Below are 15,244 nucleotides of genomic sequence, written 5' to 3'. Positions count from 1 at the left end.
CGTGCACCGCACGCCAACCGCGGGAACAGTAAGGCAGCTCTACGGAACGGCATTTCGATGTGCTGAGCCTGCATGCACGCGACCCCTGTACCGCCAGAACAATGAGACGGGTGAACTTCTCCTCAACAGCCGTGTGGCACACATCCATGCGCGCAGTGAGGGTGGGCCGCGCTGGGACCCGAACATGGTTGAAGAGCGGAACCGTGATGCGGGTAACTTGCTGTTGCTGTGCATCGATCATGCCACCGAGGTAGATGACACACCGGATCACTTTCCCGCGGACCTGCTGCGGCGGTGGAAAAGGGCACAACTTGACGAGTACGCCGAGATGGATCGGTCTTGGCCGCTAAGCGATGTTGAGGCGGAGGAAGTGGCCGCCGCTTCCTTCGACCCACGGCAGTTGGGCATTGCGACGGCTGGTGCGGCGACGATCTTGGCGGCAGCCCGATGTGTCGGACAGTTGGCGTCTACGGCTCGTCAACAGCGGCGTTTCCCACGTGATGCAGCTCAGGCATGGCAGGCGTTGCGTGAGCGTACAACCAGGTCGATACCCGTCTATGACGCCAATGGTGAGCGCCTTCCGGTGGAGCCATCCAAGATGGAGGCAAGGCCATACCATGACGCACTGGAATCAGCCCTCGCTGAGAGCGTGGCCGTCCTGGAGCCACTGGTCATCAATCTCGTAGCGGAACTTCACGCGGTTTCTGCGGCTGACGAACGGCTGGCGCCTTGGTGTGACTGGGTCGAGACGCAGGCCGGGAAACTGCTCTCTGCCGCTGGCCGTTGGCCTGGAAGACCACCATTCGAGGATGACGATGTATGGCCCGAGGCAGTCGCCAAGCTGCAGCACGCATCACGGCAGCTCAGCGCAGCGTGGCGGGGCGATGACGTGTCCAACCCTCCGGAGCCGGAGGCGCCTGTGTCTGAGCCCGCGGAGACGGAACAGCAACGGGCCGTGAGGGAACACTGTGAGCTGCTGGATGCGGCAGGACCATGGGCGAGAGTGACTCATCGGCCTTATGACGCCGAGTTGTACGGCCAGCTAGTGGAAGCAATGCAGTGCGTAGCGGATCTGCCTCATGTCCCATCGACACTCACAGTTGGACTGGACGCGACGGCTCGACGTGCTGCAAAGGTAGCCCGCAACGCCGACGATGAAGCGTATCGGGCACTGATTCATCAGGCCGCGGAGCAACGACCCCTTTCCTGCGCCGTAGCTCTTCTTCGCCATCTCATGTTCACCGCAAAGGATTCCTCACGCGACAACTTGCAGGCCGAGGCGATGGCGGAGGCAGCGCAGGTTCTTCGGTCCGAGACCTGGCAGACGCCTGCCGCATGGGTAGACAACAGGTTCCACGCACGCCTACTACTCGCTGCTTCAGCCGAATTCAGCAGCGCAGCGTCAGTGCGACGGGTCTTGGCTGATGCGATCGAAGGCGATGCGGAGTTGCTGCCCCTGATGCTTGGTGGCATAGCGCAATGGAGCGAGAAGCGCGACTCAAGGACCTGGGAGCATTCCGGGGTTTCCTGTCAGATCGCCGAGCTACCAAATTGGTTTCCCACGGCAGAGGTCGCGGCCATCATCCGGCAGGAACTGCCCGATTTGGAGCCAGCCGATGAGGATGAGAGCGAAAGGCACAGAGACGATCTGCATCGCCTTGGTTCGCAGGTGCTGTGGATCGCTGCAGGACACAGCTGTGAGGGATAGCAGTAGGAGGTGATCTCGCACGAGTGAGCGAGTTCTCCGTGCCCCCTGTCGAGTACCTCCAGAACCGAGGCTGATCCTGCTGGCGCCTGCGCCTGCGCCTGCGCCTGCGCCTGCGCCTGCGCGGCATGCTTGCCGCGTCGCCACAGCATCTGTGCGCTCACAGACGGAGGTCGGTGTGGTCGATCCATTCGATGGTGACGACGACGTCGTTGGCAGCGGGGGCTTCGGTGGCTTCGAGCAGTGCCCATTCGCGGGCGGACTCGACCAGCTGCGACCAAGGTGCCGTCCAGTCGAGTTCCCAGTCCATCTTGGGACCGGAGATCAAGTAGATGCTGTCGCCGTCGACTTTCCAGAACTGACAGCAGACGGTGACCTGTTCATGGTCGGCGAGGTCATTCACGATCTCGCTGCAGTGGACCGATGGCCATCCAGGCACGCTGCCGACCATCGTGGTGCGCAGCCCGGCCGTAAACGGGGGGACGACCGGACTGCGGGCGCCGAGTTCTGTCAGAGCCCAGCGGAAACCACCCGGCTCGCTCCAGTCCGGCGGCGTTGCTCGCTCCACACAGGCGCGGTACGCGCGCCACAGCGGCTCGACCGCGTCGCTAACCCGCAAGTCCCCGATCGCGAGCGCCGCCCACTCCCGGACCGTGCTGTTCACGCTGGCCAACAGAGCGATCAGCGCAGGTCCGCAGCGGACGTCTCGGACCTCTTCGAAGACCTCGATGGCAGTCAGCTGCCCGAAGACGCTGAGGGATGGCAGGCTGTCGATGATGACCGGGATGGCGGGATTTCCGATGTGGATCAGCTCGGCGCGGGCATCCATGGACTCGTCAGCAGCGCCGTCCATCTGCTGGACGAGGGCTTCGATGCGGGATGCCATGCGGGGTTCCTCTCGGGCGGGCGTTGGCTTCAGTCTGCGTCGGACGAGACGTTCCTGCGCCAGAAGGTCGGCAGCCACCAGCACAGCACCGAGCGGTCCTCGGGCCATGGGGCCCGCTCCTCTGCGTCCCAGTCCTCGAAGGAATCGCGGGACTGATCAATGGGGCGCCAGGATGGATCGAGCGGTTCGTCCGCGGCCGGCGGACGAACATGGGCCAAGCCCTGCTGGTCGCAGGCACCGAAGTCCTGATAGTTGCGCTGGGCGTCGATGAGTGAGGTCTTGTTGGCTCCGCCAGCCATGGTCGGCCAGCGGAACTGAACGCCGTCGTCTTCCCAGAAGCAGACGGGACAGATCTCGTAGAAGCCGGGCATACGGTCAAGGACACGATGTCCACAGCACGGACATGGGTAGGGACTGCTCATCAGTGCAGTGTGGACGGCAGCTTGCCCGCCTCACCACCGGGTTTCCAAGCTCGCCCGGCCCACGCCGTGCGTGAGCGATGCGTGAGCGGACGAGGAAGCACACGTTGGATCACGCGGCACGGTCAAAAGCAGCGCCATGATCCTGACCAGGCAAGACAAGACGTGGCACGCAACCACGGCACCACCCGTCACGATCTTGCAGGCCCTCGCAATGAGTAAGGCTCGGGTGGGGCCATGCGAAAAAACGAGTGAGGCCGCCACCCCGACGGGGAGTGGCGGCCTCACTGCTACTGACGCTACGTCAGAGGATCGGCCGGGCGGTGCACACGCGGTGCACAAGGGGGCGGAAAGCAAGCGGGAACAGCGAGTACTGCTGAGCAGTGTTTTCGCAGGTCAACACATGCGTTCAGGATTTCCGCTCAGGTCGCCCGAACCTGATCTTTAGATGTCGAAGTAAAGCTCGAACTCGTGCGGGTGCGGGCGGAGCTGGATCGGGGCGATCTCGTTCGTGCGCTTGTAGTCGATCCACGTCTCGATCAGGTCGGGGGTGAAGACACCGCCGGCCAGAAGGTACTCGTGGTCCGCCTCGAGGGCGTCGAGGACCGCGGGGAGCGAGGTCGGGACCTGCTGGACGTTCGCGTGCTCCTCGGGAGCCAGCTCGTACAGGTCCTTGTCGATCGGCTCGGCCGGCTCGATCTTGTTCTTCACGCCGTCGAGGCCGGCCATCAGGAGGGCCGAGAAGGCGAGGTACGGGTTCGAGGACGGGTCCGGCGCGCGGAACTCGACGCGCTTGGCCTTCGGGTTCGAGCCCGTGATCGGGATGCGCATCGCGGCGGAGCGGTTGCGCTGCGAGTAGACCATGTTGACCGGCGCCTCGAAGCCCGGGACCAGGCGGTGGTACGAGTTCACCGTCGGGTTGGTGAAGGCGAGCAGCGACGGGGCGTGCTTCAGGATGCCGCCGATGTAGTAGCGCGCGATGTCCGAGAGGCCCGCGTAGCCCTGCTCGTCGTAGAAGAGCGGGTCGCCGTTCGCCCACAGGGACTGGTGGACGTGCATGCCCGAGCCGTTGTCACCGAAGATCGGCTTCGGCATGAAGGTCGCGGTCTTGTTGTTGCGCCACGCGACGTTCTTCACGATGTACTTGAAGAGCATCAGGTCGTCGGCCGCGGCGAGCAGCGTGTTGAACTTGTAGTTGATCTCCGCCTGGCCGGCCGTGCCGACTTCGTGGTGCTGGCGCTCGACCTGGAGGCCGTTCTTGTCCAGCTCAAGGGAGATCTCCGCGCGCAGGTCGGCGAAGTGGTCGACCGGCGGGGTCGGGAAGTAACCGCCCTTGTAGCGGACCTTGTAGCCGCGGTTGTTCTCCTCCGAACCGGTGTTCCAGGCGCCGGCCTCGGAGTCGATCTCGTAGACCGAGCGGTTCGCGGAGGTCTCGAAGCGGACCGAGTCGAAGACGTAGAACTCGGCCTCGGGGCCGAAGTACGCGGTGTCGGCGATGCCGGTGGAGGCCAGGTACGCCTCGGCCTTCTTCGCGACGTTACGCGGGTCACGGGAGTACTGCTCGCCCGTGATCGGGTCGTGGATGAAGAAGTTGATGTTGACCGTCTTGTCGCGGCGGAAGGGGTCGACGCGCGCGGTGGTCAGGTCGGCGCGGAGCGCCATGTCGGACTCGTGGATGGCCTGGAAACCCCGGATCGAGGATCCGTCGAAGGCCAGCTCCTCGGTGGGGTCGAACGCCGCGGCCGGCACCGTGAAGTGCTGCATCACACCCGGCAGGTCGCAGAACCGGACGTCGACGAACTTGACGTCCTCGTCCGCGATGAACTTCTTGGCGTCATCGGCGTTCTGGAACATCCAACTCCTCCTACTCCCACCCGGGAGGGGCGGGGTTGCAGCTCGGTGGTGCGGCCAGTGCGGTGGCACACGCTGGGACCTGACCATAGGGACGGGGGATTTCTCAAGCGTGACCCATTTGTTTCGCCGAAGTTAACCGGGGCGGGGGCCGGAGCGGGCCGGGTGGCCGAGCGCAGTACCGTGGACGGGTGGACAACAGGCAAGCAATCGGATCGTGGCTCTCCGGGCCGCGCGCGGCCGCGGAGGACGCGGGTGTCGAGTTCGGGTACCGCGGTGAGCAGCTGGGGCTGCCCGAGCAGGGGCCGGGCTCCATCGCCCGCCCCGGCAGGCGCATCGCCGCCCTCGCCATCGACTGGGCCCTGTGCATGCTGATCGCATACGGGCTCCTCACGCACGGCTACAACCAGGCGACGGGGAACTGGGCCCTCGGGATCTTCTTCGTCCTCGGCCTGCTCACCGTCGGCACGGTCGGCTTCACGCCGGGCAAGCGGATCATGGGGCTGCGCGTCGTCGCGCAGGACGGCACCGGTCGCCTCGGCCTCGGCCGCGTCCTGGTCCGCACGCTGCTCCTGTGCGTCGCCGTCCCCGCCCTGATCTGGGACCGTGACGGCCGCGGCCTGCACGACCGCCTCGCCCGCGCGGTCCAGGTCCGCGCCTGACACCAGCCCCTCGCCCCGACGCCCACTTACGGACGCCCACTTATACGACGATGAGGCCCCGGAACCGATCGGTTCCGGGGCCTCATCGTCGTAGTAGGAAGGGTCAGCGGGCCTTGGGGCCGCCGCCACCGCGCGGCATCCGCATGCCCTTGGGCATCGGGCCCTTGGGGAGCGGCATGTTGCTCATCAGGTCGCCCATCGCCCGGAGGCGGTCGTTGGTCGTCGTGACCTGCGGGCCCGTGAGAACGCGGGGGAGCTTGAGCATCGTCGTGCGGAGCTTCTTGAGCGGCACCTGGCCCTCGCCGTTACCGACGAGGATGTCGTTGACCGGCACGTCGGAGACGATGCGGGCCATCTTCCGCTTCTCGGCCGCCACCAGCGTCTTCACCCGGTTCGGGTTGCCCTCGGCGACCAGGACGATGCCTGCCTTGCCGACCGCCCGGTGGACGACGTCCTGGCTGCGGTTCATCGCCACGGCCGGGGTCGTGGTCCAGCCCTTGCCGATGTTGTCGAGTACCGCGGCAGCCGCGCCGGGCTGACCCTCCATCTGCCCGAAGGCTGCTCGCTCGGCACGGCGTCCGAAGACGATCGCCATCGCGAGGAAGGCGAGCAGGAAGCCGAGAATTCCGAGATATACCGGGTGACCGATCAAGAATCCGATCGCGAGGAACACACCAAAGGTGACGATTCCCACAGCCGCGAGTACAAGAGCGATCATCGGATCGGCCTTGCGGGTCATCTTAAAGGTCAGAGCGATCTGCTTGAGTCGCCCGGGGTTCGCAGCGTCCGCTGCGGTTTCCTTCCTCGCCATGCCTTGAAGTCTACGTGTCCGGGCAAGTGCCTACGACGTGCGGGCGGCCACAGCCTTCTCGAGCACCCGCTGCGCCTCCACCCGGTCCTTGGCGCGGCGGCGGTCCTCGAGCACGGAGGTCCAGGCGTTGCGGCGTGCGGTGCGCTGTCCGCTGCTCATGAGCAGCGACTCGACCGCGCGCAGGGCGTCGGTGAAGGTCGGGATGGCGGTGGCGCGTACGGGCGCGGCCTGCATTGGGAGGTCCCCCTCGGGAGCGACTCTGACGGTGGGTACGTGGCGTGAGTACAGCGTCACTGTTTGGTGTTACCAGGGCATGACCGAAGGGTCAAACGCCCATGAAGCCTTGATGGGGGAGGGCCGAACGAGGACGCGGCCCTGACGGTGCCCCCCATCTGCGGGGACTGTCAGGGCCGCGTCCTCTCGGCCATTACTGGCCGGTAGCTGCTTGTGCGTGATTTCACACGGCTGGCGGGCCGTGCGGGTGCGAGTGCATCAGACCGCCTGCGAGGCCACGTACGCGCCGCGCTTCTCGACGGCCATCTGGTAGAGGCGTCCGGCGCGGTACGAGGAGCGGACCAGCGGGCCCGACATGACGCCGGAGAAGCCGATCTGCTCGGCCTCCTCCTTCAGCTCCACGAACTCGGCCGGCTTCACCCAGCGCTCGACGGGGTGGTGCCGCGGCGTCGGACGCAGGTACTGGGTGATGGTGATGAGCTCGGTGCCCGCCTCGTGCAGCTGGCGCAGCGCCTCGCTGACCTCGGCGCGCTCCTCGCCCATGCCCAGGATCAGGTTGGACTTGGTGACCAGGCCGGCCTCGCGGGCCTTCGTGATGACCTCGAGGGAGCGCTCGTACCGGAAGCCGGGGCGGATCCGCTTGAAGATGCGCGGCACCGTCTCGACGTTGTGCCCGAGAACCTCGGGGCGGGACGAGAAGACCTCGGCCAGCTGGTCCGGGTCGGCGTTGAAGTCGGGGATGAGCAGCTCGACCTTGGTGTAGCCCTCGGCGCGCTCCGCCGTCATGGCGTGGATCTGGCGCACGGTCTCCGCGTACAGCCAGGCGCCGCCGTCCTCCAGGTCGTCGCGCGCGACGCCGGTGATCGTGGCGTAGTTCAGGTCCATCGTGACGACGGACTCGCCGACGCGGCGGGGCTCGTCACGGTCCAGCGCCTCGGGCTTTCCCGTGTCGATCTGGCAGAAGTCGCAGCGCCGCGTGCACTGGTCGCCGCCGATGAGGAAGGTGGCCTCGCGGTCTTCCCAGCACTCGTAGATGTTCGGACAGCCCGCCTCCTGGCAGACCGTGTGCAGACCCTCGCTCTTCACGAGGCCCTGCATCTTCGTGTATTCGGGACCCATTTTCGCCCGGGTCTTGATCCACTCGGGCTTGCGCTCGATGGGGGTCTGGCTGTTGCGGACCTCCAGGCGCAGCATCTTGCGTCCGTCGGGTGCGACTGCGGACACGACCGGCTCCCTACAGCTTTGATTCTTCGGCGTACCTCAGGGTACGCCCGTGGTCTTGATGGGCCTTACGGGTGGCCAACCTCTGGCCTTCCGGGTGCATTCCCGCTCAGGCGGTGGCCTTGTCCGGCTCCCGCTCGGGCGCCTTCTCGATGACGCGCGGGGCGAGGGCCGCGTTCTCCAGGACGTCGCGCAGGTGGCGCTCGACGACCGGCAGCGCCTCGTCGATCGTGACCTCGCGGCCCAGCTCGTACGAGAGCGAGGTGACGCCCGCGTCGCGGATGCCGCAGGGGATGATCTTGTCGAAGTTCGAGGTGTCCGGATTCACGTTCAGCGCGAAGCCGTGCATCGTGACGCCCTTGGCGACGCGGATGCCCATGGCGCAGATCTTGCGGTCCTCGCGGCGCTGGCCCGCGTTCGAGGGTGCGTACTCCGGGCCGTTGAGACGGGGGTCGAACTCGGAGTCGTTCACCCGGGGGTCGAAGTCCAGGGACAGGCCGCCGAGCTTGGGGCGCTCCCCGATCGGGTCTCCGAGCACCCACACGCCGGCCCGGCCCTCCACGCGGGACGTCTCCACGCCGAACTCGGCGCAGACCGCGATCATCGCGTCTTCGAGGCGGCGCAGGTGCGCGACCACGTCCACGGGGCGCGGCAGCTTCTGGATCGGGTAGCCGACGAGCTGGCCCGGGCCATGCCAGGTGATCTTGCCGCCCCGGTCCACGTCCACGACGGGGGTGCCGTCCAGGGGGCGCTCCTCGGGCGCGGTGCGGCGGCCCGCGGTGTAGACCGGCGGGTGTTCGAGAAGCAGGCAGGTGTCAGGGGCCTCGTCGGCGAAACGGGCGGCGTGCACACGGCGCTGCTCGTCCCAGGCCTCCTGGTAGTCGACCGAGTCCGCTCCGAAACCCAAGCGGACGAACCGCAACTCATTCACGGCCAGTGCCTCCCTAGAACCTTCAGCGTGCACATATCGCGCCCCCAGCCACTGTACGGGCAGGGCTTCCGCGCCAGCCGTTCGGGGAATCCTCACACGATCGGATGAAAGGGGGTCCCGGCTGGACTGATCAGGGGCTGTCGTGCGCGCTGCGTGATAACTTCGGCGCCGTCCGTGAGCGGGGAGCCGCTGGTGGACCTACCGCCGGGCGGGCGGGAAGTAAGGCTTGTGGAGGCTGTGTAAGGCCGGACTCCGGTCCGGCAGGGCCGGTGAAACAGGAACCCACCGAGGTCTCGCGAGAGCGGGGCGGCAGGAATTCCCCGTACGTGGGGGAGGACGTCAAAATTCGCGCCGTTCCATAAGGGAGCAGTGCAGAGGGGGGCGCACCACGGCCCCCCTCTACGGCTTCCTAGGCCCGGAAGGCAATCGCACAGCATGACGGAACGACCTCCGCAGCGCACGCCCAACCGCCAGCTAGCCGCGCTCATCGCGGAGGCGGGGTTCTCCAACGCCGGACTGGCCCGCCGAGTGGACCAGCTCGGCCTGGAGCACGGTCTCGACCTGCGCTACGACAAGACATCCGTGACGCGCTGGCTGCGCGGCCAGCAGCCCCGCGGCACCACACCCGCACTGATCGCCGAGGTGTTCACCCGGCGCCTGGGACGCCGGCTCTCCGCCCAGGACCTGGGGCTCGACGCCTGCTCCCCGGTCTACGCGGGCCTGGAGTTCGCCGCCTCGCCCGAGGAGGCCGTCGACATCGTCAGCGGCCTGTGGCGCAAGGACTCGGGCAGCCATGCCGAGCTCCGCAAGATCGCTTTCACCCCGGCGGGGCTCGTCGTGCCGAGCCGGGACTGGCTGATCGGGCGGGCCGACGACCGCGTCGCCCACGGGGACCACGGCGGTCCCGGCGGCGTACGGATCCCCGCCCAGGGACGGGCTTCCGCCAAGCTCACGGCCGGGCTCGAGCCGGGGCCGCCTCCCTTGCCCCGGCAGCGCGGCCACGCCGAGCGCGGGCCCGGCCAGCGCGTCACCGCCGGAGACATCGCGGCCCTGCGCTCCGTCGGCGAACTCTTCCGCTCTCTCGACCAGGCGTACGGCGGAGGCCACGCCCGCCAGGCGCTCGTGCGCTACCTGGAGCACGAGGCCGAGCCGATGCTGCGGGGCAGCTACGGGGAGCAGACCGGCCGGCGGCTCTTCGGGGCCACCGCCGATCTGACCCGGCTCGCCGGCTGGACCTCGTACGACATCGCGGCGCACGGGCTCGCGCAGCGGTACTTCGTGCAGGCGCTGCGGCTCTCGCAGGCGGCGGGGGACAGGATGTACGGGTCGTACGTCCTGGTCACGATGAGCCGCCAGGCCGTGTATCTCGGGCACGGGCGCGAGGCCGTCCAGCTGGCGCGGGTCGCGCAGCAGGGCGTGGGGTCTTCTGCGCCGCCCGCCGTGCAGGCGCTGCTGCACGCGGCCGAGGCGCGCGGGCACGGTGTGCTCGGCGAGGTGCGCGCGTGCACGGCGTCGCTGGTGCGGGCCGAGCGGACCCTGGAGGCGGTGCGGGCCGGGGACGACGTGCCGCACTGGGCGCGGTTCTTCGACGAGGCGCAGCTGGCCGACGAGTTCGGGCACTGCCACCGGGATCTCCAGCAGTACCGCGCGGCCGCCCAGCACGCGGAGCGCTCGCTCCAGCTGCGGGCGCCCGGCTTCGCGCGCAGCAGGCTGTTCTGCCGGGTGGTGCTCGCCTCCGCGCGGCTTGGGCTCGGCGAGCTGGACCAGGCGTGCACCCTCGGCGCCGAGGCCGCACAGGCCGCCTCCGAGATGCGCTCCGTGCGGGCGCACGAGTACGTGCGGGAGTTCGAGCGCCGCCTGGAGCCCTACCGCGACGCGGCCCCGGTACGCGGATACCGGGACCGCATCGCCGCCCTCAGCCACTGACGGGACGGGGGTGGGGTCCGGCGCGTACTACGGGGTGTCCCGCCCGGACAGACCGGCGACGGGGTCGGCCGTCAGCGGCTCGTCCCAGGTGGTGAGTTCGTTTGATGTACCGGTTGAGGAGGTCGCCGAGCGTCGACACATCGGGCGAGGCTGCCGTCGGGGCGAGCGCGTCGGCCGTACGGGTCGGTCGTGCGGGTCGGTCAGGCCGCGGCCGGCACCATGCCCGCCGTCGGGGCCAGTTGGACGCCCAGGTCCGTGAGGATCGCGTGCGCGGCGCGGCGGCCCGAGTGGAGTGCGCCCTGCACCGTGCTCGTCCCGCGGTGGTCGCCGCACACATAGAGTCCGTGAAGGAGCCGCACCGGGCGGCGCAGGTCGTGCGGGGCCGGCATCGCGGGCACCGCCTCCGGGTCGTGGTGGACCGCGAGGGTCTCCCAGTCCGAGGTCGACGTGCCGTAGAGGGCCGCCAGTTGGGCCCGCAGCTCGCGCTCGGGCGGCGGTGGGCCGAGGACCGTGGAGGAGACCAGCGCGCGGCCGGCCGGGGCGCGCGTCGGGTCGACCTGGCTGATCACGGCGGAGTACGCGACGGGGCCGAGCCGGTCGGCGTCGAGGAGCAGTGCCGGGTCGGTGAGCGGCGGCTCGGGGACCGCGTGGTGGACGACCGTGACGGGGTGGAAGTCCGGCACCCGCAGCCCCGGGAGCAGCCCGGCCGCGGCGCGTGCCCCGGTCGCCAACAGTGTTGCCCGGCACCGGAGTTCACCATGTTCCTCGGTCGTCACCGAATTCGCGGAGATGGCCTTGACGCGCACGCCGGTGCGGACCGTGCCCGGCGGGAGCCCGGCGGCGAGCAGCTCGGGCAGCGCGTCGGCGCCGCCCTCGGGGACGCAGAGGCGGCCGCGCGCGTAGGCGAGCAGGGCGAGGTCGGCGCACCGGCTCGACGAGGTCAGGTCCGGGTCGCACAGGAGCGCCGACAGGAGGGGGCGCACAAACCCGTCGAGGGTGCGGGCCGGCAGTCCGCGGCCCATCAGGGCGTCGGCGGCGGGGAGTTCGGGGCGCGCGAGGAGACGGGGGACCGGTGTCCCGGCGAGGCGGGCCAGGGACCTGGCGAGCCGGGCGTGGTCGAGGGGGCTGCCGAGCGGGGCGGCCGGGCGCGGGCTCCTGGCGGCGGCGCGGGGACGGGGCACCCGGGGGGCGCTCGCGAGGGCGCGCGCCGTCGTGAGTGCGCCCCTTGCGCGCCGTGCGGCCGGGAGCTCCCCGGCGCGATGGCGGCGGCCGTCGCTGTGCACCAGGACCCCGGGCGAGAAGGGGCGCAGGACGAGGGCGTCCAGGCCCGGGGTGCGGCGCAGTTCGGGGTACGAGGTGCACAGGAGTCGGCCGATCCGGTCGAGCCGGAACCCGTCGACCTTCTCGGTGGACATGCGGCCGCCCACACAGGGGCCGGCCTCCAGGACCAGGGTAGGCACGCCCGCCCTGGTCAGGTGGTGGGCGGCCAGGAGTCCCGCGACCCCGGCTCCCACGATGACGACGTCCGCGTGCTGTGCGGGCTCAGGCACGTGCGCCTCCCTGGCGGTTGTGCGGCTGGTGGGAGCCGTCGCACGTACCCCGGGCCGTCAGGCCGGCGCACGCAGGCGGGCTCCGAAGGCGTCCTACCCCCCGGCGAACCCGCGTACGGCTCCGAAGACCCGGGCTGTACCCGAGTCCGTCGAGGGTAGGTCCGGGCCCCGGCCGGGGGAGTCGCGCGTAGCCCGGGCACGGTCGCACGGGGGGCGCCCGGGCCGCCGGACGCGAGCCCGGCCTGATCCGAACGAAGCCCTGGAAAGGTGAAGACAGGCCCTACCGCCCCTGGAGCGCCGCCGCCCGCTGCCTGATCTCCGGGAGTGCGGCAATCAGGGACTGGCCCGGGCAGAACGTCTCGTACTCGTCCCGGTGCGCGGCGATGGCGTTGAACTCGGCCGTCCTGCCCTTGTGGAAGCGGCTGAGGCTGTTCGTCGAGGTGAGGCGGACGCGGGAGCGCGGGTCGATGTTCGCGAGGCCCAGCTTCCAGGCGGAGATCGCCGCGATGGACTTCACCATGGCAGACGGCACCGGGGTGCCCGCGATGAAGGTGCCGATGGCGGCGATGCCCGCCGTGCCCTGGTTGAAGCCCTGGGCGTGCGCCCCCACGACCGCCTTGTCGACGCCGCCCGCCCGGCCCTCGTAGATCGTGCCGCACCTGTCGACGAGGAAGTTGTAGCCGATGTCGTCCCAGTTCCGGCCGCCCGCCTGGCCCGCGTACAGAAAGCGGATGATGCGGGGCGCATCGGCGCAGTCGTAGTCGTTCGGCGAGTCCGTGTGGTGGATGAAGATCGCCGTGACGCGGTCGGCGTACCGGGCGGGCGGCCTGCGGTAGGCGGCATCCGCCACCCAGTCGGCTCGCGGCACGATCCGGGGCAGTGCGGCGGTATACGGACGGTTGCCCGGCCGGCGCGCCGTCAGGGCCGCCGACGACAGTACCGGCGGCCGGCGCACCGGTGCGCCGGCCGATGGCAGCACCGGCGCGGCCCGGTGGGCGGGGGGGAGGGCCGCCGCCCGGCCCGACTTCGCCGCCGAACCGCCGTCCCCGGGCCCGGCGGTCACGGCACACAACAGCAGCAGGCCGAAGGCCGTGGCCGCCGGCGCGCAGCACAACGTCATACGGAAGACGCGCATACGTGACACTCTCCGCCGCGCGCCCGGGGCCCGCTCCGCACGACGCGAGGTCATACGAGTGATCGCGGGCCCCGACGCAGGCAGATCCGCCTTCGCCGCAGATCAGAAGTGCGTGCCGCCGTCGACCCTGACCTCAGTACCGGTGATGAAACTGCCGTCCTGCGAGCCGAGCATCGCGAAGACGGACGCCACGCTCGGATTAAAGGGGCCGTCAGTCCTCGTCCGGGTCGATCTCCGGTGCGAACACGAGCATCGTCAGGTCGTCCCGTACCGTCCCCGCGAACCGCAGCACGTCCCGCCACAGCGCGTCCGTCAGCTCCGCCGGGCCGTCCGCGCTGAACCGGACCAGACGCTCGGCCAGCGGATAGAACGCACCGGACGAGTCCCGCGCCTCGATCAGCCCGTCCGTCAGGCCGAGCAGCCGGTCACCGGGCCGCAGCCGCACCGTGAGCTGCTCGGGCGGCGAGAGGCCCGCGATCCCGAGCCCGAGCGGTGCCCCGGCCGGCACCGGCAGCTCGATGACCTCCTGCCCGCGCAGGAGCAGCGGCCGCGGATGGCCGCACGACACGGCCCGTACCACCGGGGAGTCGTCGGGGAACTCGAGGAGCAGCGCGGTCGCGAACAGCTCGGCGTGCTCGTCCTCGGCGGAGTCGACCACGAGCCTGCGGTCGAGGCGTGCCGCGACCCCCTCCAGGTCCGCCTGGTCGAGCACGGCCTCACGAAACGCGCCGAGCAGCCCCGCGACCGTACCCACCGCGGACAGGCCGTGGCCCTGCACGTCGCCGATCACGGCCCGCACCCCGGACGGCCCCCTGCGCACGTCGAAGAGGTCACCGCCGACCAGCGTCCCGCGCTCGGCCGCCCGGTACAGGCCCGCGCAGCGCACCGTGCCGACCCGTTCGCGCAGCGGCGGAAGCACGGCGAACTGCGCTGCCTCGGCGACCGTGCGCACGGTGACGAGCTGGGCGTCACGCCGGCTGCGGACCCAGCCGATCAGCACGCTGAGCAGCGCCACGAAGGAGACCGTGAGCACGTCGCTGTTGCCGGGGCGCCCGAAGTCCATGAAGGGCACGTTCAGCAGGACGATCACGATGCCGCCGAGCAGCGCCGTGGCGGCGGGGCCGTATGTCAGGGCGACCAGCGGCGGGACCGCCCCGAGTATGAAGCCGAGGTCCAGCTTCCTGTTGGTGGCCAGTTGGGCCACGCACAGGCCGACGAGCAGCACGATCGGTAGCCATCGCACCCAGAGCGGCGGCGGTGCCCCGCGCAGCCAGGCCCGCTCCTCGCCGTCCCGGCGACGCGACAACGCCCCGGTCATCGGCGGGCTCCTTCCCATGGACCCCTTCACGCTCCTACGGGAGCGCCGTCACCGCACCCCGGGCGGGTCCGTCAGAACCGCTGCGCCCCGCTCACAGGGCCTGGCCCATGAGGACGTCGTCCACGTACTTCCCGTCGATCAGGAACTCCTCCGGCAGGATGCCCTCGACCGTGAACCCCTCGGACTCGTACAGCGCCCGCGCCGGAGCGTTGTGCCCGAGCACCCGCAGCGTCATGCGGCGCGCGCCGGCCTTGCGGGCGTGCTCCACCGCCGCGCGGACCAGCGCCCGGCCGACCCCGGCGCCCCGCGCCTGTGCGGCGACCGCGAGGCCCTGGATCTGCCGGACATGGGTGTTGGCGGCGAGCGAGGTGGGATAAGCGATGCGTACGTAACCCGCGAGCCGCCCGTCGAGCTCCGCGACCAGATGGTCCCGCGGCCCGAACCGCTCCGAGAAGAACGGGTCGTACGGCGGCAGCGGCTCCGGCTGGACGGCGTGCAGCGTCGACCAGGCGGCGCGGTCGAGCCGGGCGAGCCCGTCCTCGTCGTCGAGCCGGGCGAAACGTATGTGCGGCTGTGACATGGGGGCCACTGTACG

14 protein-coding genes are annotated in these 15,244 nt (G+C 69.9%); 3 read left to right on the top strand and 11 right to left on the bottom strand.

From position 1 onward, the window contains the following. Positions 1-184 precede the first annotated feature (184 nt). Positions 185-1,708 (top strand): hypothetical protein, encoded by a 1,524-nt coding sequence (locus ACY0PA_RS13625; RefSeq protein WP_473084860.1) that lies wholly within the window; start codon positions 185-187, stop codon positions 1,706-1,708. 157 nt (positions 1,709-1,865) lie between these two features. Here ACY0PA_RS13625 and ACY0PA_RS13620 read toward each other — a convergent pair whose 3' ends face one another. The 3 genes from ACY0PA_RS13620 to glnA form a co-directional block, all read right to left on the bottom strand. Next, a complete protein-coding gene (locus ACY0PA_RS13620; RefSeq protein WP_473084859.1) occupies positions 1,866-2,591 on the bottom strand; it encodes a HEAT repeat domain-containing protein in 726 nt (241 codons plus the stop codon). 29 nt (positions 2,592-2,620) lie between these two features. After that, the gene (locus ACY0PA_RS13615) at positions 2,621-3,013 is read right to left on the bottom strand and encodes a CPCC family cysteine-rich protein (RefSeq protein WP_473084858.1); all 393 of its coding nucleotides are present in this window, start codon (positions 3,011-3,013) and stop codon (positions 2,621-2,623) included. Between the two features lie 441 nt (positions 3,014-3,454). Next, the gene (gene glnA / locus ACY0PA_RS13610) at positions 3,455-4,864 is read right to left on the bottom strand and encodes a type I glutamate--ammonia ligase (RefSeq protein WP_356284484.1); all 1,410 of its coding nucleotides are present in this window, start codon (positions 4,862-4,864) and stop codon (positions 3,455-3,457) included. 188 nt (positions 4,865-5,052) lie between these two features. On the opposite strand from glnA, the gene ACY0PA_RS13605 reads away from it, so the two are divergent. Next, positions 5,053-5,523, top strand: coding sequence for an RDD family protein (locus tag ACY0PA_RS13605; protein WP_473084857.1), 471 nt, complete (start codon positions 5,053-5,055; stop codon positions 5,521-5,523). Between the two features lie 103 nt (positions 5,524-5,626). On the opposite strand, the gene ACY0PA_RS13600 is transcribed toward ACY0PA_RS13605, so the two are convergent. The 4 genes from ACY0PA_RS13600 to lipB all read right to left on the bottom strand — a co-directional run bounded on the left by ACY0PA_RS13600 (position 5,627) and on the right by lipB (position 8,720). Continuing rightward, on the bottom strand, positions 5,627-6,334 hold the full coding sequence (locus ACY0PA_RS13600; protein ID WP_473084856.1) for a DUF4191 domain-containing protein: 708 nt from the start codon (positions 6,332-6,334) through the stop codon (positions 5,627-5,629). Positions 6,335-6,364: 30 nt separating this feature from the next. After that, entirely contained in the window at positions 6,365-6,568 is a 204-nt protein-coding gene (locus tag ACY0PA_RS13595; protein WP_326713343.1) for an SCO2195 family GlnR-regulated protein, read from the bottom strand. Between the two features lie 258 nt (positions 6,569-6,826). Further along, a complete protein-coding gene (locus ACY0PA_RS13590) occupies positions 6,827-7,792 on the bottom strand; it encodes a lipoyl synthase (RefSeq protein WP_100592116.1) in 966 nt (321 codons plus the stop codon). A gap of 106 nt (positions 7,793-7,898) precedes the next feature. After that, the gene (gene lipB, locus ACY0PA_RS13585) at positions 7,899-8,720 is read right to left on the bottom strand and encodes a lipoyl(octanoyl) transferase LipB (protein ID WP_473084855.1); all 822 of its coding nucleotides are present in this window, start codon (positions 8,718-8,720) and stop codon (positions 7,899-7,901) included. A 435-nt stretch (positions 8,721-9,155) separates the two neighbouring features. Here lipB and ACY0PA_RS13580 point away from each other — a divergent pair, with 435 nt between their 5' ends. Then, positions 9,156-10,646, top strand: a complete 1,491-nt coding sequence (locus ACY0PA_RS13580) for a regulator (RefSeq protein WP_473084854.1) — start codon at positions 9,156-9,158, stop codon at positions 10,644-10,646. Between the two features lie 200 nt (positions 10,647-10,846). Here ACY0PA_RS13580 and ACY0PA_RS13575 read toward each other — a convergent pair whose 3' ends face one another. The 4 genes from ACY0PA_RS13575 to ACY0PA_RS13560 form a co-directional block, all read right to left on the bottom strand. Next, the gene (locus tag ACY0PA_RS13575; protein WP_473084853.1) at positions 10,847-12,196 is read right to left on the bottom strand and encodes an NAD(P)/FAD-dependent oxidoreductase; all 1,350 of its coding nucleotides are present in this window, start codon (positions 12,194-12,196) and stop codon (positions 10,847-10,849) included. 280 nt (positions 12,197-12,476) lie between these two features. Further along, positions 12,477-13,331, bottom strand: a complete 855-nt coding sequence (locus ACY0PA_RS13570) for a peptidoglycan recognition protein family protein (RefSeq protein WP_473084852.1) — start codon at positions 13,329-13,331, stop codon at positions 12,477-12,479. A 211-nt stretch (positions 13,332-13,542) separates the two neighbouring features. Further along, complete coding sequence (locus ACY0PA_RS13565; RefSeq protein ID WP_473084851.1) at positions 13,543-14,649, bottom strand: PP2C family protein-serine/threonine phosphatase; 1,107 nt, start codon at positions 14,647-14,649, stop codon at positions 13,543-13,545. Positions 14,650-14,740: 91 nt separating this feature from the next. Continuing rightward, a complete protein-coding gene (locus ACY0PA_RS13560) occupies positions 14,741-15,229 on the bottom strand; it encodes a GNAT family N-acetyltransferase (RefSeq protein ID WP_473084850.1) in 489 nt (162 codons plus the stop codon). Between the last annotated feature and the right edge of the window lie 15 nt (positions 15,230-15,244).

The organism is Streptomyces sp. DS1-CR2 (assembly GCF_055760475.1).
This window is presented reverse-complemented; position numbering and strand designations above follow the sequence as displayed.